The sequence below is a fragment of the Chloroflexota bacterium genome, from assembly GCA_034717495.1.
Classification (GTDB): domain Bacteria; phylum Chloroflexota; class Anaerolineae; order JAAEKA01; family JAAEKA01; genus JAYELL01.
Genome location: JAYELL010000046.1, coordinates 20,322 through 41,253, shown reverse-complemented (window position 1 = coordinate 41,253; position 20,932 = coordinate 20,322). Strand labels below are relative to the sequence as shown.

General features: G+C 58.4%; 18 protein-coding genes and 1 tRNA gene. 12 read left to right on the top strand and 7 right to left on the bottom strand.

What is annotated here, in order from left to right; translation table 11 throughout:
• Positions 1–475: 475 nt before the first annotated feature.
• The 4 genes from U9R25_09120 (at position 476) to U9R25_09105 (ending at position 1,944) form a co-directional block, all read left to right on the top strand.
• Positions 476–718 carry an AbrB/MazE/SpoVT family DNA-binding domain-containing protein gene (locus U9R25_09120; protein MEA3336054.1) on the top strand — a complete coding sequence of 81 codons (243 nt, stop codon included), beginning with the start codon at positions 476–478 and terminating at the stop codon, positions 716–718.
• A 4-nt stretch (positions 719–722) separates the two neighbouring features.
• The gene (gene mazF, locus U9R25_09115) at positions 723–1,058 is read left to right on the top strand and encodes an endoribonuclease MazF (GenBank protein MEA3336053.1); all 336 of its coding nucleotides are present in this window, start codon (positions 723–725) and stop codon (positions 1,056–1,058) included.
• Between the two features lie 197 nt (positions 1,059–1,255).
• Positions 1,256–1,435, top strand: coding sequence for a hypothetical protein (locus tag U9R25_09110; GenBank protein MEA3336052.1), 180 nt, complete (start codon positions 1,256–1,258; stop codon positions 1,433–1,435).
• Positions 1,411–1,944, top strand: coding sequence for a DinB family protein (locus tag U9R25_09105; GenBank protein ID MEA3336051.1), 534 nt, complete (start codon positions 1,411–1,413; stop codon positions 1,942–1,944). Before U9R25_09110 ends, U9R25_09105 begins: the two co-directional genes overlap by 25 nt.
• Before the next feature lie 215 nt (positions 1,945–2,159).
• Here U9R25_09105 and U9R25_09100 read toward each other — a convergent pair.
• The 3 genes from U9R25_09100 to U9R25_09090 all read right to left on the bottom strand — a co-directional run bounded on the left by U9R25_09100 (position 2,160) and on the right by U9R25_09090 (position 6,188).
• Positions 2,160–2,233: transfer RNA gene (locus U9R25_09100), tRNA-Pro, on the bottom strand.
• A gap of 179 nt (positions 2,234–2,412) precedes the next feature.
• The gene (locus tag U9R25_09095) at positions 2,413–4,239 is read right to left on the bottom strand and encodes a hypothetical protein (protein MEA3336050.1); all 1,827 of its coding nucleotides are present in this window, start codon (positions 4,237–4,239) and stop codon (positions 2,413–2,415) included.
• 71 nt (positions 4,240–4,310) lie between these two features.
• Positions 4,311–6,188, bottom strand: coding sequence for a DUF5107 domain-containing protein (locus tag U9R25_09090; GenBank protein MEA3336049.1), 1,878 nt, complete (start codon positions 6,186–6,188; stop codon positions 4,311–4,313).
• Between the two features lie 949 nt (positions 6,189–7,137).
• Between U9R25_09090 and aspS the strand changes: the two genes are divergently transcribed.
• Positions 7,138–8,445 carry an aspartate--tRNA(Asn) ligase gene (gene aspS, locus U9R25_09085; GenBank protein ID MEA3336048.1) on the top strand — a complete coding sequence of 436 codons (1,308 nt, stop codon included), beginning with the start codon at positions 7,138–7,140 and terminating at the stop codon, positions 8,443–8,445.
• Between the two features lie 277 nt (positions 8,446–8,722).
• Here the strand turns inward: aspS and U9R25_09080 are convergent, their stop codons facing one another.
• Positions 8,723–10,642, bottom strand: a complete 1,920-nt coding sequence (locus tag U9R25_09080; GenBank protein MEA3336047.1) for an ABC transporter ATP-binding protein — start codon at positions 10,640–10,642, stop codon at positions 8,723–8,725.
• A 103-nt stretch (positions 10,643–10,745) separates the two neighbouring features.
• Positions 10,746–12,554, bottom strand: coding sequence for an ABC transporter ATP-binding protein (locus U9R25_09075; GenBank protein MEA3336046.1), 1,809 nt, complete (start codon positions 12,552–12,554; stop codon positions 10,746–10,748).
• A gap of 580 nt (positions 12,555–13,134) precedes the next feature.
• On the opposite strand from U9R25_09075, the gene U9R25_09070 reads away from it, so the two are divergent.
• The 7 genes from U9R25_09070 to U9R25_09040 all read left to right on the top strand — a co-directional run bounded on the left by U9R25_09070 (position 13,135) and on the right by U9R25_09040 (position 19,333).
• Positions 13,135–14,463, top strand: coding sequence for a hemolysin family protein (locus U9R25_09070; GenBank protein MEA3336045.1), 1,329 nt, complete (start codon positions 13,135–13,137; stop codon positions 14,461–14,463).
• Positions 14,460–15,803, top strand: a complete 1,344-nt coding sequence (locus U9R25_09065; GenBank protein MEA3336044.1) for a hemolysin family protein — start codon at positions 14,460–14,462, stop codon at positions 15,801–15,803. The genes U9R25_09070 and U9R25_09065 overlap by 4 nt, the downstream gene beginning before the upstream one ends.
• A 53-nt stretch (positions 15,804–15,856) precedes the next feature.
• Positions 15,857–16,687, top strand: coding sequence for a class I SAM-dependent methyltransferase (locus U9R25_09060; protein ID MEA3336043.1), 831 nt, complete (start codon positions 15,857–15,859; stop codon positions 16,685–16,687).
• 45 nt (positions 16,688–16,732) lie between these two features.
• On the top strand, positions 16,733–17,107 hold the full coding sequence (locus U9R25_09055) for a DUF423 domain-containing protein (GenBank protein MEA3336042.1): 375 nt from the start codon (positions 16,733–16,735) through the stop codon (positions 17,105–17,107).
• A 25-nt stretch (positions 17,108–17,132) separates the two neighbouring features.
• Positions 17,133–17,759 (top strand): NADPH-dependent FMN reductase, encoded by a 627-nt coding sequence (locus tag U9R25_09050; GenBank protein MEA3336041.1) that lies wholly within the window; start codon positions 17,133–17,135, stop codon positions 17,757–17,759.
• Between the two features lie 37 nt (positions 17,760–17,796).
• On the top strand, positions 17,797–18,723 hold the full coding sequence (locus tag U9R25_09045; protein MEA3336040.1) for a 1,4-dihydroxy-2-naphthoate polyprenyltransferase: 927 nt from the start codon (positions 17,797–17,799) through the stop codon (positions 18,721–18,723).
• Between the two features lie 166 nt (positions 18,724–18,889).
• Positions 18,890–19,333 carry a SufE family protein gene (locus tag U9R25_09040; protein MEA3336039.1) on the top strand — a complete coding sequence of 148 codons (444 nt, stop codon included), beginning with the start codon at positions 18,890–18,892 and terminating at the stop codon, positions 19,331–19,333.
• 43 nt (positions 19,334–19,376) lie between these two features.
• Here U9R25_09040 and U9R25_09035 read toward each other — a convergent pair whose 3' ends face one another.
• Together U9R25_09035 and U9R25_09030 are read right to left on the bottom strand one after the other, a co-directional pair.
• On the bottom strand, positions 19,377–19,763 hold the full coding sequence (locus U9R25_09035) for a hypothetical protein (GenBank protein ID MEA3336038.1): 387 nt from the start codon (positions 19,761–19,763) through the stop codon (positions 19,377–19,379).
• On the bottom strand, positions 19,760–20,842 hold the full coding sequence (locus U9R25_09030) for a DNA translocase FtsK (GenBank protein MEA3336037.1): 1,083 nt from the start codon (positions 20,840–20,842) through the stop codon (positions 19,760–19,762). Before U9R25_09030 ends, U9R25_09035 begins: the two co-directional genes overlap by 4 nt.
• Between the last annotated feature and the right edge of the window lie 90 nt (positions 20,843–20,932).

Below are 20,932 nucleotides of genomic sequence, written 5' to 3'. Positions count from 1 at the left end.
CTCGCTCTCGACGAGCTCCGTTCTGGTTGATGAATAGATTGCTTCCTCCTGCTATCAGCTGTCGCTTCCAGGCGCTCACCTGGTTCGGATGGATATCGTATCGACTAGCTCACGCACCGCCTAGCTCACGCACCGCCTAGCTCACGCACCGCCTAGCTCACGCACCGCCTGCTGGCGTAGCTCTCGCATCGTCTGCTGACGTGCTGGCGTAGCTCTCGCATCGTCTGCTGACGTGCTGGCGTAGCTAACTCGCTAACAGTCGCTGTTCCCTTCGCAGCCTCTAGCGCCACCTGGAACTTGAACTCGGCGCTGTGCTGTCGACGTTTCTTGGACATGAGATTGGCACCTCCACGTGCTGATTGTACTCGGTTTTCACACCTTAGCACGTGGTCCAGTTTTCGGGGCCAATTATAGTGCTTGCTTAAATGAGCAAAGTGGTGTATCTTTATTGTAGACACGAAAGGAGCAATATCTTATGCGCACAAAAGTTCAGAAATGGGGCAACAGCCTAGCTTTGAGAATTCCCAAAGCATTTGCACTAGATGCCCAATTAGAAAATAATTCAGTTGTAGAAGTTTCGCTCATTGAGGGTCGGATTGTTATCAAGCCAATTTCCCCACGCCATTGGTCACTGGAACAATTATTGTCTGGTGTAACCAGCGATAACATTCACCAAGAAATGAACACTGGCGACGCCGTGGGCAATGAGGCTTGGTGAAGCTATGGCATATAAACCGAAACGTGGAGATATCATTTGGCTCACATTCAATCCGCAAGCTGGGCATGAGCAAGCAGGAAGACGCCCAGCATTAGTTTTATCGCCCGTGGCCTATAACGGCAAAGTTGGGTTAGCAATTCTTTGCCCTATTACGAGCAAAGTCAAAGGTTACCCGTTTGAGGTGGTAATACCCAATGGGTTGAAAATTACTGGCGCAATTTTGTCTGACCAAGTAAAAAACCTTGATTGGAAAACAAGAAAAGCCGAGTTCGTTTGTACGTTACCAACAGTAACGGTTGATGAAGTTTTACTGAAACTAAACACCTTACTGGGTCAGTAGTTTGCGTGTGCGTAAATTATCAAGAAAACAGAGGCTCTTGAGCAACAAAAAACACCTAACCCAAATTGCACCCGACTCGGCTTCGCCTCGGGGGAATCGGCGCGATTTTTCATCATTCGGTTCCGAGCAAAGGATGGTTCGGGTTAAAAACGCCGAGCGGGTGAATAACACGTTAGGTGGCTTTGGAAGCGAATCGCATGGAACTTGTCGTTCATAAAGCGGAAATGTCAACTTCGAGCGCTCGATACAGCACCGCCGTCATCGGCTGCATGTTGATGGGACTGGCCGGCGCTTACCTGCCCATGGTCTTCACCGGCACCTGCACCGACGGCATCGTGCGGGGCTGCGGTCTGTGGTCTGTGGTCGGCGGCCGGTAGATTGTGTCATGAATCCTGAATTTGAACACTACCTGCACATGATCGAGGACCTGCGGGGCCAGGTGCGCGACCTGATCGCCGGCCTGCCCGCGGAAGCGTTGAACTGGCGGCCGTTGCCCGGCGCGGAGGATCACGCCATGAACTCGCTGGCGGTGCTGGCAGCGCATGTGGCGGGGGCCGAGCACTTCTGGATTGCCGAGGTGGTCGGTGGCCAGGCGGCCACCCGGGACCGGCCGGCCGAGTTCACGAGCCAGGTGGATGGACCGGATAGCCTGCTGCGCCGCCTGGATGAGGTGGGCGTCGAGACCCGCGAGGTATTCGCCGGTTTGACCGAAGCGGACCTGGATCAGATGCGGAAGAGCAGGGGCAAGCCGGTGACCGTCCGCTGGGGCATCCTGCATGTGATCGACCACACGGCGCTACACCTGGGCCACATGCAGATCACCTACCAGCTCTGGATCGGGGGCGCCAGCAAGCCGTCGCCGCGCTGGTACGAACGGGTGCCGTAGGACGGGCGGACTGGCTTCATCGGACCAACGTTGCTCGCCTCTTCCGTTGCCTCCCAAAGCACAGGTGGCCCCCCTTCTTGCGCTTCCAGCCGTGTGGGATATAGTTCACCTGGCGGTGAGTCGTGTGGTGTGTTAGAATCATTCACTGGAACCCTCATGGTTAGCCTTTCTGGCCAGCCGTGCGGATTCCAGTGTGGAATACGTGTTCCAAAAAGTCGGGGCGAGAGGATTTGAACCTCCGACCTCACGGACCCAAACCGTGCGCGCTGCCGAACTGCGCCACGCCCCGAAGACTCTTGCATTGTACCCCACCCGCCCCGTACGGTCAAACATTGGACTTCCCGGGGACAGCGCAATAGGATGATCTGCTCTATTCCCAAATAACGCGCTCATCGAAGTGTTGCACCTGCCCAACGGCCCCGCACGGATCGCAATCGCCAACTGCCGCCTGACATCGGCAATTGACCATTAACCCGGCCCCCAGCTGATCTGGGCATCGAACCAGTCGGGCAAGGTGCCGGGCAGGGCCGTGACCATCCTCACCTGTCCCGAGATCACGCCAGCCACATAAAGCCCCCACCCGCCATCCCGGTTTGAAAGAAAGGCGACCTGCCGGCCGTCCGGTGACCAGACCGGATGGGCGTCGATTCCCGGGCTGGAGGCCAGCGTGGCCACGCTGCCGGTGTCGATCTCGACAATGTAGATATCCCAGCTACCACCGCGCTCCGCCGAGGCAAAGACCAGCCGCCCGCCGTCCGGTGACCAGTCCGGCATGGCATCGCCGGGAACATCGGTGACCTGCGATGTTCCCTTACCATCGGTTCCCATCAGCCACAGCCCACACCGGTTGCCTCGCTGGTCGCAGCCCTGAAAGGCGATCTGGCTACCTTCTGGTCCCCATGCGGGCCAGCGCCCGAAGTCCAACATGGTTTCACCGCCGCTCCTGGAACCAGTCCTGTAGACGCGCCAACGCCGGTCGCCCTCCCGATTCGATTCGAAAACGATCTGCACCTCGTCGGGCGCCCAACTGGGATGGGAATCTTCTGAGAAGGTCGAGATCCGCACCTCATCGGTGCCGTCCGGCGCCATGGTGACCAGTCCTGTTCTGTCACCTCGCTGCGACCGGGCGGCGATACGCTCACCGGTGGGAGAATATGCGGGCTGGGATCCACCAATCAGGGCTGCAACGGGAACCGGATCATCCATCGGTACCTCGAACAGGGTCCAGCGGTTGAACTCTGAGGAGTAGGACGCAAAGGCGATCCGTCCGGGACCGGAAACAGCCGGCAGTTTCGCACCGGTAGCCCTGTCCGGCTCCGCTTCCACTGTGGGTGGTCCAAGGCCCCGGGTACAGGCGTCGGCGGCCTGATCCTGTTTTTCCTCGGTCTCAGCGGAATATGCCAGTGCCAGGGCAAGCCCGAAATGTTGAGACGCCTCGCACCACTGACCACTCGTCACTTCTTCATCTCCCCAACCCTCCAGCGCCACGGGCAAGCGCTCGCCTACATCGAGGAAGTCAGGGTGGCGATCGTAGATCTTCTGCAGAAAGATCACCGATTTGGACCAATCCGCTTTCCATGTCCCCAGCGCGTTGGCGTAATCGGCCACAAGTTCCCGTTGTTCCTGGGCGCGCAGATCATCCGGATAGATGGACAAAGCATGGTCCAGGGCCCGCAATGCTTCCTCAAATCGTTCCTGGTTGACCAGGCCTAACCCCTCCCGAAAGGCGACTTCAAAGCGCAGGTTCACCACCTCGTCAGCACGGTAGGAGGGGTCCAGGGCTTGGAGTTGGTCGAGAAAACTCTCTACATCGAGCCACTTGCCCTCTTCAAGAGCAGCTTCGGCTTTCTGAAAGATCACGTCACTGACCAGGGGTTGTCGGCTTTCGGTGGGTACCGGCGTTGCCGCCGACGGAGGCAACAACCGGGGCGCTTGAACCGAGAAAACCAGCGTCGGTTCGGGCGTTGGTGTCGCCTGGAGCGCGCGAATGGCCTCCTGGGCCGCAGCGTTGCCAGGATCGAGTTGCAGGACCATCTGATATTCCGCCATGGCCCGGCTCACATTGCCCGCGTCGACCAGGTGGCTACCCCTGGCAAGGTGATCGTCTACCTGAACCTGAATAGCCGCCTGTCGGTCGGTGAAGCCCTGGCTCAAACCGGCAATGCCAGCCGCCAACAGACATGCCAATACCAATACAAGAATGCCAGCAGCGATCACCAACCAGGACCAGCGGGGTCCTCGCCAGGTGAAGTCCCGCCAACGGCGGAACCGGGAAAAAAGTTGATCGTCTTGCATTGTCGGATCACAATCGGGCGGTGTTCGAGAACACGCCCAGAAATCAGGGACTGGAAGAACAGGTCACTCTGTCAATCATCCAGGCTCAATGTGCCCGCGTAGTGTAGCACCGCTTCTCCATCCTGGTCAAAAAGCGTCACCGACACCTGTCTTCCCCCGACCAGACGCTCAACCGGCAGGTCCTGATGAAAGGGTGACGCAGGGCTCAACTGTGTGGATTTCTCAAAAACGATCTGATCGTCGAGGGTAACCAGCAGTTTCCCTGCTATCTCCCGCACAGGGAAAACGCCTATCTCCAGGCGGCCGTGGCTGCCACCGACATGGAGGGCACCGCCGCGGTCAGCGTAGGTAATCCCGCCGATGCCAGCCACGGGATACCACGTTTCCTGCCACGTGTATGTGGCGCCGGCAGGCAAAGTGGCCTGATTTTCATAGGTCGGGGCAACGCCACCATGGATCTCCACGTAGGCCGAGTCGCCATCGGTGTAGTAAGCGGGGTCGATCGCCGTTGCCCAGCCCAGGCCAAAGCCCTTGCTGCCCGGCGCTGCATCTGCTGGAAAAACACGTACCATGCCCTCGTCAAAACGTTCATCGTAGACAGCCGTGAACGGTCCATGTGCAGCGGGACGCTCGAAAAAACCCAGCCATTGATTCCAGTTTCCCAGACGGCTCAGGTCCTGACCGTCGACGGTGGGCCAGGACATCATCTCATTGCCCTCCGGCAAGTGATCATCACCGCGGCTGTGGACCGTCATGGCATCGGTTGGGTAGATGAATCGCAGCTCCTCACTGGGTCTGTCACCTGGCCCCGGTGCCAGCATCGCAGTGATCCAGAACTTGTATGGGGTATCCTGATCGGTAGGATTGACGATTCTCGGTTCGACGGTGAAGGCTGCCCCCCCTGCCCTCAGGGTAATGTCTACATCCCCGCGCAGATGTCCCTCGTTGGGCATGAAGACCGTCACGCCGGCGGTGGAGGGGTCGTACTGGACAGTGATATGGCCCCAGGGCATGGCCCAGGCATAGCCATGTTCTTCCACCGGCAGGTCCCAGGTCATGCCACCGGCGGCCAGCCAGCCACCCTGTTCCGGCGGTCCCCAGGGCGAAGGTTTGATGACCGGATTTCGGTAGAACTCGTTGTTGCCGGTGGGCTTGAACACCGCCTCGTAAAGGCGTCCACCCAGCTCCGGCAGGATACTGAGGCGAAGGTACTCATTCTCCAGGAGAAGCAGGTGGTAGGTTTTGTCCACAGGCTGTGGATCGCTGGCCTGGTAGGCGTCGCGGTCAAAGCGGAGATAGGTCCAGTTGAATTGGGCATTGAAGGCGTCTTCGGTGAATTCAGCGTAAGGATAGCTTGGAATGGTGACCGTGGTCTGTGTAAGTTGAACGCTCGGAATCTGGTTGGCTGGTGGGCCATCTGCTTCAGGCAGCAGGGTCAAATCCCCTTCGGCAGCTACCATGGGACCATAAAGCCAACCCTCCATGCCATCCAGGTCGATCTGTACCCAGGACCCGTCGGCAGTCCTGGCAATCGCGGAGAACAGCTGGCCCCTGGGCGCCTGTCCCACCACGGGGAAAGTGATGCCTGGACCACCTCGGATATTCAGGGTATCGGCCTGTACCGTCAGGATTGGACCTGCATGTTCGGGTGTTGGCGGTGGTGGGGTCGAGGTCGGGGGCAAGGCCGTCGGGGTGATCGTTGGTGCGGGCGGTGTGTCCGATGGTTGGGTTGTGGATGTGACTGTAGGTGTGCTGGTGGCCGCGGGCAACGGAGTCGCCGTGGCCGTTGGCGTCGAGGTAAGCGTCGCGGCCGCGGCGCGTGCTGTGGTAGGTTGAGGGGATGCTGTGCGCGTGTCTGCCGGCGATTCTTGCCGGGAACATCCGCTCGATCCCAGAATCAGCAGGACCAACAGACAGGTGGAATGTAATGTGCGATGAATTGTGTTCATAACAACCTTTATTGCGCGGTGTCGTTTCTGAACTTCCTGGAAGCTCGCAGCTTCCAGGAAGTTGGTCGTTCATGTTTCTCCGGCTCATTATAGCCCGGGGCAATGGTCTCTGTCCAGACCGCCATGATTACCCGCTCCGTCATTCCCGCGCAGGCGGGAATCCATGGTGCCGTTCAACCGAAATTGCCTGGTAATTCTCCTGACCTGAACAAGCCAGAGGAACGCTGATTTACGCAGACCTCCGGCGCAGATTCTCGCTGATCTTCTCTGATCTTTCTTGGATTGATCTGCATCCACCCTTCGGCTACGCTCAGGACAGGTCTGCGTTTATGTTTTGTTCTTTTCACCGCTGATTTCCGCAGACCTCCGGCGCAGAGGTCGCTGATCTTTTTTTGGATCGATCTGCGGTCATGTTTGTTTTCTTTTCAATGCCCATATCGCCCATATTGAGGAGTGCCAAGAAACTCCAAGGTTGGTTGACAGGGTCTGTTTCCTGTGCTAAAATCCCACTCCAATCGAAGAGAACCCCAAAGGCTGTGATGGGGACCTATCGAGAAGGCCCACCGGTGGACAGAGAGCGACGTCCAGGCTGCAAGCGTCGCCACCGACCCCTCGAGACGACACCCCTGAGCCGTGCGGCGAAATCGGAAGGATGGAAATCCGGGACTCTGACTCTCCGAGACTCTGAGACTCTGACCCTCCGCACTCCGACACTAGCCGTTACCGGGTTGCGCCCGTTACAGCGCAACGGCTTTGTTCCAATCAACGATGTCTGTGCACCGAGCCGGCTGAGTGCCCGTTTTTACGGGTGAATGGTGGTGGCACCACGATGGTTTTCAAACCCTCGTCCTCCAAAGGATGAGGGTTTTTTGACTCTGGCGAAACCAGGCAAAGTAAAGGAACCAACGAGTTTTCATGGTCGCGACACGCACCTTGGAAGGAGTGACCGATGCAACGCATACGCAGCACTGATATTGCAACCCATATTGGGCAGCGCGTTCGCCTGCAGGGTTGGCTACATAACCTGAGAATGCTTGGCGGTGTCAACTTTGTCATATTGCGAGACGGCTGGGGAATCGTTCAGGCAGTGACGGAGGACGATAGCGATCTCGATCCACTTGTGTCCAGGGGCTGTGGACCTGAGAGCGTTATCGCGCTGGAGGGCCTGGTGGTCGAGACTCCCCAGGCGCCGGGTGGGATCGAGTTGCACCAGCCGCGCATTGAGGTGATCACTCCCGTGACCGAACCGCTGCCGGTGCCGATCAACAAGCGCCGGATCAAGGCGAGCTTGCCTACACTCTTGAATCACGCTGTCGTGGTCAATCGTCACCCGAAACGCCGGGCGATATTCCGCCTTTCCGCGGCGGCGATGGCTGCCTTTCGAGCGACGTTGGCCGCGCGTGGCTTCACCGAAGTACAAACTCCCAAGATTGTGGGCTCTGCCACCGAGAGTGGCACCAATGTCTTCCAGATCGACTATTTTGGACGCCCGGCCTTCCTGGCCCAAAGCCCTCAGTTCTACAAGCAGATCATGGTGGGCGTCTTTGAGCGGGTGTACGAGGTCGGCCCCGTGTTCCGGGCGGAACCCCACGACACCACCCGGCATATCAACGAATATGTCAGTCTGGATGTGGAATTCGGCTTCATAGAGGATCACTTCGAGGTGATGGCCTTTGCCCGAGAGGTGATCACCGGTATCCTGACCACCCTGGCAGAAAATCATGGCGCCGAATTGGATCTTCTCAAGGCGCTGATGCCTGCTGTTCCCGACCCAATTCCCCATATCCACTTCGCCGATGCCCAGGATCTGATCCTGGAAAGACACGGTGTCGACGTACGGGCTGAGCCCGATCTGTCGCCCCAGGATGAGCGCTGGCTGGGACAGTGGGCCCAGGAGGAGCATGGCAGCGATTTTCTCTTCGTAACTGGCTACCCGATGGTCAAACGGCCCTTCTATACCCACCCCGATCCGCAGCGACCGGAGTACTCCAACTCGTTTGACCTCTTGTTTCGGGGCACCGAACTGATCACCGGTGGCCAGCGCCTGCATTGCTACGATGATTATCTGGCGGCCCTCGATCGTCAGGGATATCCTGCTGAACCGTTCGAGACCTACCTGGAAATCTTTCGCTTCGGAATGCCCCCCCACGGGGGCTTTGCCATCGGCCTGGAAAGACTGTTGATGCAACTGCTGGACCTGTCCAATGTTCGATCGGCCACCCTGTTTCCCCGGGATCTCAATCGGGTCACGCCGTGACGGAGGGACACGGCGGTCCTCGGTCGACGGAGAGACGATAGGGCGACACGGCGATGGGGGGCACGGCGATCGGCGGTCAGTGGTCAGCGGTCGGATGGGTAGGAGTCGAGGCTTCAGCCGACGAGACGATAGGGCGACACGGGGACGCGGGGACACGGTGATAGTGTAATGATATTCTCCACTCCGCTTCGCTCCGGGACTTCGTGACATTCTGGAATGATGGCATTTTGACATCATGACATGACGCCCCTGAGACTTTGGAACTCCGGTACACCGTTCAGTTCATGTTCAGGCCGGTCTCCGCCTGCGCCCACTGCATGGTGTAGAGATTGAAGTAGCGGCCCTGCTTTGCCAGTAGTTGCTCGTGGGTCCCCTGCTCGACGATCTGGCCCTGGTCCAACACGACGATTTGATCGGCGTTGATGACGGTGGACAGGCGGTGGGCGACGACGAAACTGCTGCGGCCTTGCATCAGCCGGTCGAGTCCCTGTTCGATCAGTTTTTCGGTGGTGGTATCCACGCTGCTGGTTGCCTCGTCCAGGATCAGGATGCGGGGGTCGGACAGCAAGGCGCGGGCGAAAGAAACCAACTGCCTTTGGCCGACACTGAGATTGACCCCATCCTCACCCACCTCGGTGTCATAACCATTGGGTAGCTGGCTGATGAATTGGTGGGCACCCACAGCCTTTGCTGCAGCCTTTAGCTCCTCATCCGTTGCCTGAAGATGGCCGTAACGGATATTGTCGGCGATAGTGCCGCCGAAGAGGAAGGTGTCCTGCAGGACAATACCCAACTGCGAGCGCAGGCTTGCCTGGGAAACCGCTCTCACGTCGTATCCGTCTACCTTGACAGCGCCCTCGCTGGCATCAAAGAAACGGGCCAGCAGCCGGATCATGGTACTCTTTCCTGCACCGGTCTCACCGACCAGGGCGATACGCTGGCCCGGAGCGGCGCGCAGGGTGATATCACGCAGGACCGGCTCATCATCCTTGTAACTGAACGAAACATTTTCGAAGGCCACCTCCCCTTCGATCTCTGGCAAATCAACGGCATCTCTGGCGTCGATCAGATCGGGCTCAGTGTCCAGCAGGTTGAAGATTCTCTCCGAGGCCGCCATTGCCGACTGGAACACATTGTATTGCCGTGCCAGGTCACGGATGGGATCAAAGAAACGCTCGACGTACAATACGAAGGCCACCAGCGTACCGGCAGTCAATGCGTCGCCCAATACCAACCAACCGCCGACGGCAACTACCAAAGCCGTCGCTAACGAGCCAATGAAATCCACACCCGGAAAGAAGACCGCGGTTAACTGTCCGGCTCGCACGTTGGCATCGAAGTAGGAGCGATTGAAATCGTCGAAATGGCGGGCGTTGATCTCTTCCCTGGAAAAGCTCTGGGTGACGCGAATGCCCGTGATCGACTCGTTCAGATAGCCATTGATCAGGGAAAGGCGCATACGGGATGCCCGGTAGATATCGCGCACGCGCGCCCGCCAATAATTTGTCAGGATGACCATCAGTGGCAGCACGGCAAAGGTGACCAGGGTGAGCTGCCAATTGAGCATCAGCATTGCGATGATGATGCCTGTGAGCATGAAGAGAGAGCGAGCCAGACCGGTGATGGACCAGGTGATGAACTCCTGCAGAACCCCCACATCGCTAACCAGCCGGCTCATCAGTCGGCCCACACTGTAGTTGTTGTGGAAGGTAAGTGAAAGGCTGTGCAGGTGGCGAAAGAGATCGCGACGCGCGTCGGCGACCACTCGGGTGCCAACGTAGGCCATCAGGCCGATGCGGTAGCGGTTACTCAGCCAAACGGCCAGTGCCACAGCTGCGAAGACCACTGTCCAGAAGCGCAGTTGCGCCATATCACCCGCGACGATTCCCTTGTCAATGGCCTGGCCGATGATCCAGGGTTGGGCAACGGTCATCAGAGCATTGATGATCATGAAGAAGATCGCCACAATGAGCTTCCCCAGATAAGGCTGGTTGTATGCCGCCAACCGCCGGACCAGCCTGCCATCGTAAGCCTTGCCCAGCTGGTAATCCTTCTCGTCGGGCAACAGGTCCTCGACCTTTGCCTCCCGCCGAAGATGGTCCGAGTCCTGGGTTTGAACGGGCATGCCCAGCATCTCGCGAAGGCTCAGCTTGTGGCGACCATTGCCGCTGGTTGTTTGGCCGTTGTTTTCAGTCATTGTGGTGCCTCCTGCCTCAACCGTTGTCCTGATTTATCTGCAAATGCGCTAGCTCAACACCTGTGAGTTATCGAGCTCAGGCTGTGGAATGAGGTCGTGGCTTCTAGCCAGCTACGGCAGCCGGGCGACCGGATTGGTCCGTGCTGACCCCAATGCGATCCTGCAAATCGAGGAATTCCTCCTGGTCCCGCAACTGCAGGTCGTAGATTTCCCGGTAGAGACCCTCCTCGGAAAGCAGTTGCTCGTGGGTGCCTCGTTGAATGATCCTGCCATCATCGAGCACCAGGATCTGGTCCGCATTCTTGAGCGTCAAGAGCCGCTGGGCAATAACGAACGTGGTTCGCCCCTTCATCAATTCCTGCAGGGCCTGCTGGATCAGGTGCTCGGTTTCGGTGTCCACGCTGCTGGTTGAGTCATCCAAAATCAGGATGCGTGGATCGTAGAGCAGGGCCCGGGCAATGGCGATTCGCTGTTTCTGCCCACCGCTGAGGGTAACGCCTCGCTCTCCGATTCGGGTCTGATAGCCATCTGGAAAGCCAGTGATGAAGTCATGGGCCCGGGCAGCTCGCGCGGCGGCTTCAATTGCCGCATCATCGGCGTCGGGCTTGCCGTAGGCGATGTTCTCGGCGATGGTCGCGCCGAAAAGGAATGGCTCTTGCAGCACAATGCCAATGTGATGGCGTAAACTATCCAGCGTGACATCCCGGATATCGGTGCCGTCTATCCGAATCTCTCCGCCGGTAGGATCATAGAACCGGGGGATCAGATTGATGATCGTGGACTTACCTGAACCGGTGGGTCCCATCAGGGCAACAACCTGATCTGGTCTGGCTGTGAACCCGATCTCGCTCAAGACCTGACGTTCGGCGTCGTATCCGAAGCTGACATTATGGAAAGCTACTTCGCCCTGGCCATGAGTAAGGGGCACGGCCTCCGGTTTCTCCGCGATCTCGCTGGTCGTGTCCATGATTTCGAATACACGGCTGGCGGCTGCACCGGCAGTCGCCGCCAGATTGGTCAGAAAACCCAGACGCTGGGCAGGCCCGTTAAGCATCAACGCGTAGGAAATCATGGCAAAGAGGGTTCCGACGGTTATCGTGCCGTTCAGGGCCAGCGGCCCGCCGAACCAGAGCAGAATGATGATGCTCAGGGCGATCAAGAAGGTGAAGAAGGGCCAGTTGTTGGCCCAGACCTTGATGACGCTATAGCGTTTCTGGAACCAGCTTTCGTTTTCCTGGCCGAATTTCTCGAACTCATAGGGTTCCTGCGCGAATGCCTTGACGACGCGAATGCCTGTCATGCTTTCCTGCATGGCGGTCGACAGCACACCAAGCTGCTTCTGGATTTCCTTGAACATGGGCCGAACTACCGCGCCGAAACGGATGGTTGAAACGATCAAAATCGGGAAAGGGATCAATGCCAGCAGCGCCAGGCGCGGCGCCTCGATCAACATGGCAATGACAACGCCAGCCAGAAGCAGCACCGTGCCCGTGAGTTCCATCATGCCCCGGCCAGTGAAGCGCTCAGTTTCCGAAATGTCGCCGGTAGCACGGCTCATCAGATCGCCGGTGTGGGCCTTGTCGTGAAAGGCAAAGGGCAAATGCTGCACAGCGTCATAGAACTGATTTCGCAGATCGTAGGCCACGCGGTAGGTTAACCATTCGCCGTAATAGACCTGCCCATAAGCGGCCAGAGCTCGTACAACGGCGATCACCAGGATGACGGCTGCCGCAGTAAAGAGCGCCCGCGCGTTGCCGGCCGCCAATCCTTGGTCGATAGCGGCTTTGATCACCAGCGGAATGATCAAATTCAACAGTGTGGCAAACAACATGGAGGTGTATGCCAGGATCACCTGAGGCCAATAGGGTTTCAGGTAGCTGAGGAGACGCCGGTAGATACCGAGTCGGTCCATCAGTTTGACCTCCTTTCCTGCCTCGGGCTGTGGTGAGAGATCACTGGCAGCTGACAGCGTTCGACGACTGCTGCCAGTGCCAAATAGCCGGGAAATTTTCAGGCCCGGTCGTGAAATCTGGCCACGCCAGCCTTTCATAAAAAAAACGGCGATGGGCTGGAGGTGCAGCCATCGCCGTCGGAATTCCGACGAAACTCCTGTCGGAGGAGTCTAGCATTGCGAAGGCTCACGCCAGTGACGCGCGAGGGAACCGGCGCCAGGTTCGATTGTCCAAGCCGGCTGGAAACGGCGAATATGTGTCACAGGTGTGCCTCCTTTCATTCAGTCAGATGAAGCTAAATTCTATCACACTAATGGACGCAGGTCAACCCCATTTTCGAAAATATCCAATCGAGCAAGTAACTTGCAGCCTGTGCCTATCCAGCTTATACTAGGCCAGATGAATTGCATGTTGCTTGCACCACCCCATATCCCGGCAGATCAGGGGTGATTGGCCGCAAACGCCGTCCCAGCGTGCAAGGGTGGTTGAGTTGAAGCGCCAATTCCACTACCATGAATGCCTCTCCGAGTGGAGCTCGACGTGATCGTCGTATTCCTCATAATCACATTATTGCTTCTGGTCAATGCATTTTATGTAGCGGCTGAGTTTGCCACGCTCAGTGCCAGACGTTCACGACTGGCCCAACTGGCGGAGGAGGGCAATCGATTGGCAAACATGGTGCTGCCAATCGTCGAGGACCCACGGGCGTTGGATACCTATATTGCTGCCTGCCAGTTGGGCATCACCGCTTCCAGCCTGATGTTGGGTTTTTATGCACAGTCGAGCCTCAGCCAGACCGTAGCCCCCTGGTTAGTGCGTTTGGGTGGCCTGGCGCCAGCCGCGGCGCTTTCCATGTCCGCCACCGTAGTGCTTCTTGTCTTGACCGGCGTCCAGGTGATTGTCGGCGAGCTGGTGCCCAAAAACATCGGTGTTCAGTACCCCGAGCGACTGGCCATGCTGACTGCGGTGCCCATGCGCTGGTCCATGGTGATATTTCGACCGTTGATCTGGCTTTTCAACGGTAGTGGTCAACTGATCCTGCGACTCATGGGCGTTGACCCGATCAGCGAACACGCCCATATCCATTCGCTGGAAGAGATCGCCATGCTGGTCGAAGAAAGCAGCCGGGGGGGACTGCTCGACAGCCAGGAGCGGCGTTTGATCGAGAATACCCTCTGGATGCGCCGCTCAACGGTGCGACAGGTCATGGTTCCCCGGACCCGGGTGCTGGCCACACCTGTCGATACACCTTGCGAGGAGATGTTTGAGCACCTTGCCAATTCTCCCTTTTCCCGCCTGCCCCTTTTCAGCGACTCCATTGACGACATCGTGGGAATTGTTCACTTGAAGGATCTGCTCTGCCTGCGACAACATGAGGGCCACGGCGATGTCAGCCAGGTCATGAGCTCCCCTGTGTTTGTACCTGAAACCATGCCGGCAGACGATGCCTTCGCTATGTTGAAGCAGCGTCGCTACCATGTCGCCGTCGTATTGGATGAGTATGGCGGCACGGCGGGACTCGTGACGTTGGAAGACCTCATCGAGGAGATATTTGGTGAGGTGCAGGACGAGTTCGATCAGGAGGTACCACTTTTCAGGGGATTACCCGGCAATAGGGTAATGATTCGCTGGGATTGGCAGGTAGATGAGCTGAACGCCATTCTCGATCTTGGCCTGCCCAGCCAACAGGCCGATACCATTGGCGGCCTGGTTTTACGCGAGCTGGGGCATGTTCCCGAGGTAGGCGACAGGGTGCAGTTCGGTGATCTGCCCCTGCGGGTGGAACGGGTGGAGGGCAAGGCGGTGGCGGCCGTCAGTATGCCGGCAACGCCCGATCAGGTTGAGCGATTGCGGGAGGCCGCCGCATGACAGAATACCTGATTCCGATCCTTGTCATCGCCTTTCTGATACTGTTAAATGCCTTCTTCGTTGCGGCTGAATTTGCCATTATTGCCGTACCCCGTACCCGCATCGCCCAGGCGGCTGAGAAGGGATCCAAGGCCGCCCGTGACGTACTGAGGATTCTGATCGATCCTGACGAACAAAACCGCTACCTGGCGACGGCCCAGATCGGAATCACGATTGCCAGCCTCGGGTTGGGCATGTATGGTGAGCATGTGCTGGCCGGGTGGCTGCTGGAACCTCTCAGCCGGTTTGAAAATCTGGCAGAGCCACTGGCTCACACCATAGCCAGCATAGTTGCCATTGGCCTCATGACATACCTGCATGTTGTCCTGGGTGAGATGGTGCCCAAATCGCTGGCAATTCAATACGCTGAAGCAACCGTTCTGCGTCTGAATGGGCCGATGCGGTTCATTCGCCGCATCTTCTCGCCACTCGTTTCCTTCCTCAATGCCATCGGCAATGCTATTGTGCGCCTGATGGGCATCCCCCCAGCCAGTGAAGATGCCCGCCTTTTGTCTGCCGAAGAATTGGAATTCATCGCCGAGGAGAGCGCAGAAGGCGGACTGATGGATGCCGACGATTTGCTCTTTATCGAGAACATATTCGACCTGCGGGAGCGGACCGTCGGGCAGGTAATGACCCCTCGCAACCATATTATGGGTATCCCTGCATCAGACAGTGAAGCTGGGGTAATGCGTTTCGTCTGTGAGGCGCGCCACTCTCGCTTCCCCGTCTACGAACAGGATCTCGACGATGTCATTGGCATTGTGCATATCAAAACCCTGGCCCGTCGGGAAGTGAATCATGTTGAGGGAGAGGAGTTCGACCTGCTCCAGCTGCTTCGACCGGTGATCTATGTGCCAGAGTCCTTGCCGCTGGACGACATGCTGGCCCGCTTTCGTCGGGAACGCAACCAGCTTGCCATCGTCGTGGACGAATATGGTGGCACCGCCGGCCTGGTAACCCTGGAAGATGTGATCGAAGAGGTGGTTGGCGAGATATTGGATGAATTCGACCTGGAAATAGCGCCGCTGGAGCAGGTCGAGCCAGGCCTGTTGCGGGCACGCGGGGATCTTCTTGTCGACGAATTGAACCAGCTTGCGGGGCTAAATGTTGCCCATCCCGGTGCCGACACCGTCGGCGGGCTGGTCATGTCCCTGTTGGGTCGGGTGGCAGAAGCAGGTGATATCGTCGTGCAGGACGGCGTGACGTTCGAGGTGGAATCAGTAATGGGACTGGCGGTCCAGCAGGTATTGGTCCGGTTGCCGGAGGATGGTGATCCATTGTCAATTGCCAATTGGTGAATCGTCAATGGTTGATTGCAGAGGGCATGACTCGTGGTGAGAAAGAAGTTGGTATGACAAAGATTTCCGAACAGGATTATCTGCTGAAAGAGCAGTATAAAGACGATTCAAATCTCAATACCCGTATTCGGTTACACCAGCTGTATAGCACCAACAAGGGAAGCTGGCATCGCTGGGTGTTTGACCACTTCGATTTCCCTGCTGACGCCCGTGTACTTGAGCTTGGATGCGGCCCTGCCGACCTGTGGCGCCAAAACCTGGACCGGATTCCAGCAAGATGGCAACTCACACTCTCGGATATGTCCCCGGGGATGCTCGAAAAAGCGAAGGACAATCTGGGCTTTGGTAGCGATGGAGCCAACGCATCGCCAACCCTGGGACATTTTCAGTTTGAATTGATCGAGGCCCAGTCGATTCCCTTTGGCGACAACAGCTTCGACGGTGTGGTGGCCAACCACATGCTCTACCATGTGCCTGATCGCCGGCAGGCCCTTCGCGAGATTCAGCGGGTCCTGAAGCCGGAAGGGCAACTCTACGCGGCCACCAACGGACGCTCACACATGCAGGAGCTGCGCCAGTACGTACTCCGGTTGGTGCCCGAGGAAGCCGTGACCATGGGCGCCTTCGACCAGTTTGGTCTGGAAAATGGTACCGAGCAGCTCATGCCCTGGTTCGATACGATTTCCCTTTCCCAGTACCGGGATGGCCTGGTTGTGACCGAGATCGAAGCCCTGATGGCGTATGTGCAGTCAAGTCGGCTTTGGGGTCTGGCTGACGAGAATGATCAAGACGCATTGCGGCAACTGCTGGTCGAAGAAATGGCTAACCAGGGCGCGATCCATATCCAAAAATCCACCGGTCTTTTTATCGCGACCCAGGACTGATCGGGCCGGATCTCGCTGATGTCGGAAACCTCACCGGAGATAACCATGGATCGCCTTTTTTTCATCATTGGCAGCCTGATGGGCGGGCTTGCAGTAGCGTTGGGAGCTTTTGGCGCTCATGGCCTGCAGGGCCGGCTAAGCGAAGACCTGCTTTCAACTTTCGAAACGGGGGTCCGCTATCAGATGTATCATTCGCTGGCGCTATTGCTCGTCGCCATCGCCCTGACGCGCTGGGCACAATCGAGACTTCCGGCGGCAGCCGGATGGCTATTCGTGGCTGGAATCCTCTTTTTTTCGGGCAGCCTGTACCTGCTTGCCTTTACGGGAACCAGCTGGCTGGGCGCCGTGGCACCCATCGGCGGCGCCGCCTTCATCACCGGATGGATTCTTCTGGCGCTGGCTGCCTGGCGCGGCAACTGATGGGGAGGCACCCGGAGAACCTGCGATGAGTGACATAAGCAAGAATTCTATCCGCGTTGCTGCCATCTGTGGTAGCCTGCGTCCCGCCAGCTATACGCGAAGCGCCCTGGAGATAGCGCTGGCTGGAGCTCGAGAGCTTGGCGCAGAAACTGAGTTGATTGACCTGCGCAGCTACCAGTTGCCCTTCTGTGATGGCGAAGATGCCAGGCAAGCTCCCGACGTGTTGCGCCTCAAGCGGGAAATCAAAGGGGCTCATGGTGTCCTGCTCGGAACGCCCGAATATCACGCAGGCTTCAGCGGTGTTCTGAAAAATGCGTTGGACCTGATGGGTTTCGATGAATTCGAAGGAAAAATGATCGGTCTCCTGGGTGTCGCAGGGGGCAGCATGGGCGCTACCAATTCCCTCAATAGTCTTCGGGCCGTGGGACGATCATTGCGCGCCTGGGTACTGCCCCAGCAAGTGTCGATCGCGCAAGGGTGGAAGCAGTTCGACAATGACGGGAATCTAAAGGATCCCCAATTGGAGCAGCGTGTACAGGATATGGGACGGCAGGTTGCTCGCTTTGCCTACTTGCTTACCTCCGACCAGGCGATGGCCTTCCTGCAAGCCTGGGAAGAAGCGCCCCTTAATCCGGGCGGCGAATGGGACTGAGGACGCCGAACCGAAATGCCATCCGGCGAAACCGAAAATGAATCATCAGGAAGAAATTTCAGGCGCTCAGGCGTGGCAACTGGCCATTCGGCCCAAGACCCTGCCGGCTGCGGTTGGGCCGGTATTGGTGGGCGCTGCCCTGGCTGTCGCTGATGATCTCTTTCAGCTGCTGCCAGTGCTGGCCTCCTTGACCGCCGCGATCCTGTTGCAAATTGCCAGCAACCTGGCCAACGATTACTTCGATTTCGTTCGCGGACTCGATCAGGCTGACCGCAAGGGGCCGACCCGGGTTGCATCGAGCGGCCTCATTCCTCTCAGTGAACTTCGACTTGGCCTGATCCTGGTGCTGCTTATCACCGCTCTCATCGGGCTGTACCTGATTGCCATCGGTGGCTGGCCCATTCTGGTGGTGGGCGTGGCCGGTATCATCTCATCGGTGGCATACAGTGCCGGGCCCTTTCCCCTGGCATCCCATGGCCTGGGAGATCTGTTTGTTTTTACCTTTTTTGGCCTGGCCGCGGTGATTGGCACCTATTACGTGCAGGCGCTGACGGTCACGCCGGTGGTAGTCGCCGCCGCTATCCCGCCCGGCGCACTGATCACAGCCATCCTGGTCGTAAACAATCTGCGGGACATGCAGACCGACGCCCGGGTAGGCAAACGAACCCTGGCAGTGCGGCTGGGCGTGGAGGGTACTCACGGGGAATACACCCTGTTGTTGGCAGTTGCCTACCTGGTGCCAGTCCTGTTGTCAATCGTCGATCTCCTTCACGGAAGGCCGGCCTTGATGGCCTCGCTGCTCCTGTTGCCCTGGCTCTCCCTGCCCATGGCTGCCCGTTTGAGGCAAACCGTTGTGTCCACGACCGATGGGCCGGCATTGAACAAGGCTCTGGCCGGCACTGCCCGGCTGAGCCTTGTCTTTTGCGTTCTCTTTTCCCTGGGAATGCTGTTATCAGCGCTCTGACATTGCAGCATGGAGGGCAACTGCCGGCGAATCCCACGACCTGTTCTGGATGCCATTACTCCGGACAGATCTATCCCCGGTCGCCAGACAGGGAATTTTGGATTATTTGACGGGGATTTGCAGGGCATCTACAATGAACCGATGCCCTATTTGAGAGGAACGGATGATGGCCGAGAATACTGACAGTTTGCCCCGGCAGTTGCAGGATATCGTGGAAGATTTCAAGTGGGCGGAAGGGCGTGAAAAGCTGGAGCTGTTGCTCGATTTCTCAGATCGCATGCCATTGCTTCCCGACTGGCTTGCTGAGCAGCGTGACGGCATGGAACAGGTTCACGAATGCATGACCCCGGTATTCATCCACGCCGAGGCCAACGATGGTCGCATGATCTTCTACTTCGACGTGCCGCCGGAGTCGCCGACCGTACGAGGTTTTGCATCCTTGATGGCTGAAGGGCTGTCTGGCACCACGCCACAGGAAATCCTGGCGATCCCAGGCGACTTCTATCGCGAGATGGGCCTGCCGGATGTGTTGAGTTACCAACGGTTGAACGGCATCAGCGCGATTCTTTCCTACATGAAACGGCTTGCGCTGCGCGAGATCGGGGCCTGATCGGGTTCCGCAGAAAAGGAATAACTCGAATGACAAATGAGCACTAATCCTCGGCATCCAGCCAGTGTTCATCCTCGCCGACGACCTTGAAGCGTCGATCGGGTTGGGTCTTGTAGAAGTCGGCGGGAGGCTGAGGGAGCTGTTGCTGCGGCAGGCCGCTGTTGAGCCAGGGATTGCGCTGGCCGACAGGTCCGGGCATGATGACGACCTGGGGTTGGCCGGGCTGAGGTGGGTGCTCGGGCGGGCGGTATGTGTCGCGGGGGCGACTGCGGGTGGCAAGGACGACAATCAGGCTGGTTGGGATGCTGGCTGCGACGCCGAAGACAACGCCGAAGGCGATGGCCATGGCATCGGTGCTCATGCGCTGGCCGATGATGAGTGCCAGGGTGACGGCAGCGGCGACGGTGGTGAGAGCGAGGATCCATTTCATGAGGTGCTCCCGGGTACAGGCTGGGCGACAGGTGCCAGGAGAGGCACGGATTGGGACCAGCGATGGCGTGAGTCGCTGGCAAGGTGGAGGCGGTTGACGATCTGGCGGATGTCGACCTCAGGGGCGTAAGCGGCCTGGAAGCGGACGATCTGGCCCTTGTTGATCAGCAGGAAGTCGCCGCGGCCGAGCAGTTTTTCGGCGCCAGTGGCGGCGATACCAGAAGCAACCTTGGCATCCTCGGGGCTGGAGACGGAGCCGACGAGACGGACGGGGAAGTTGGCCTTGATGAGGCTGGAGAGGATGGAGGCGGCCGGTTTCTGGGTGGCACAGAGGAGATGGATGCCAGCCTCCCGGCCTCTTTGGGCGAGGCGAAGCAGGGCGGTTTCGACCTCTTTGCCACCGGTGGTGAGCAGGTCGGCGAGTTCGTCGATGGCGACGACGATGGAGGGAGAGCAGATATGATCGCGGTCACGGCGCTCCATTTCCTGGATGAGCCAGGAGAGAGCCTGGACACCTTCCTGGGGAGTGGAGACGAGGCGGCCGAGGATGTGAGGGAGTTGAGCGAGGGGGCTGAAGCCACGGCTCTTGGGATCGATGAGCAGGAGTTGCAGGGCACCCTGGCGATTGAACATGGCGAGGGAGAGCAGGATGGAGCGAAGCAGGGCGGTCTTGCCGCTGCCGGTGGTGCCAGAGATGAGGACGTGAACGACATCGGGGCTGGGCAGGCGAAGGAGCAGGGGAGTGCCGTCGTGATCGAGGCCAAGCAGAGCGGCCAGGGGAGGGACGTTGGACAGGCGTTGGCAGAGAGGCAGAAGGCGAACGGACTGAGGTTTGCTGCGAGGGACCTCGACCTGGATGGCGCCGTTTTGCCGGTAGATGCGAGCGGAGGAGACGCCGAGGGAGAGGGCGAACTCTTCAGAGAGTTGAGAGACCTTGTTGACGCGGGTACCGAGGGAGGTGGTGAGTTGAAAGCGAATGAAGCGCGGTGTGATGGTGCCGCCCCAGACGCGACCTGGAACCTTGTGGGAAGCGAGGACCGCTTCGATCCGATCTGCTTGCATTTCCAGTCTTCTTCGCATGACCTGCCTCCTGCATAGCGGCAGCGATGACGCACGTTATAGGGATCCTATGAGGCAAGAAGGAGGTCTGGAACTGGTTGATTGATTGCA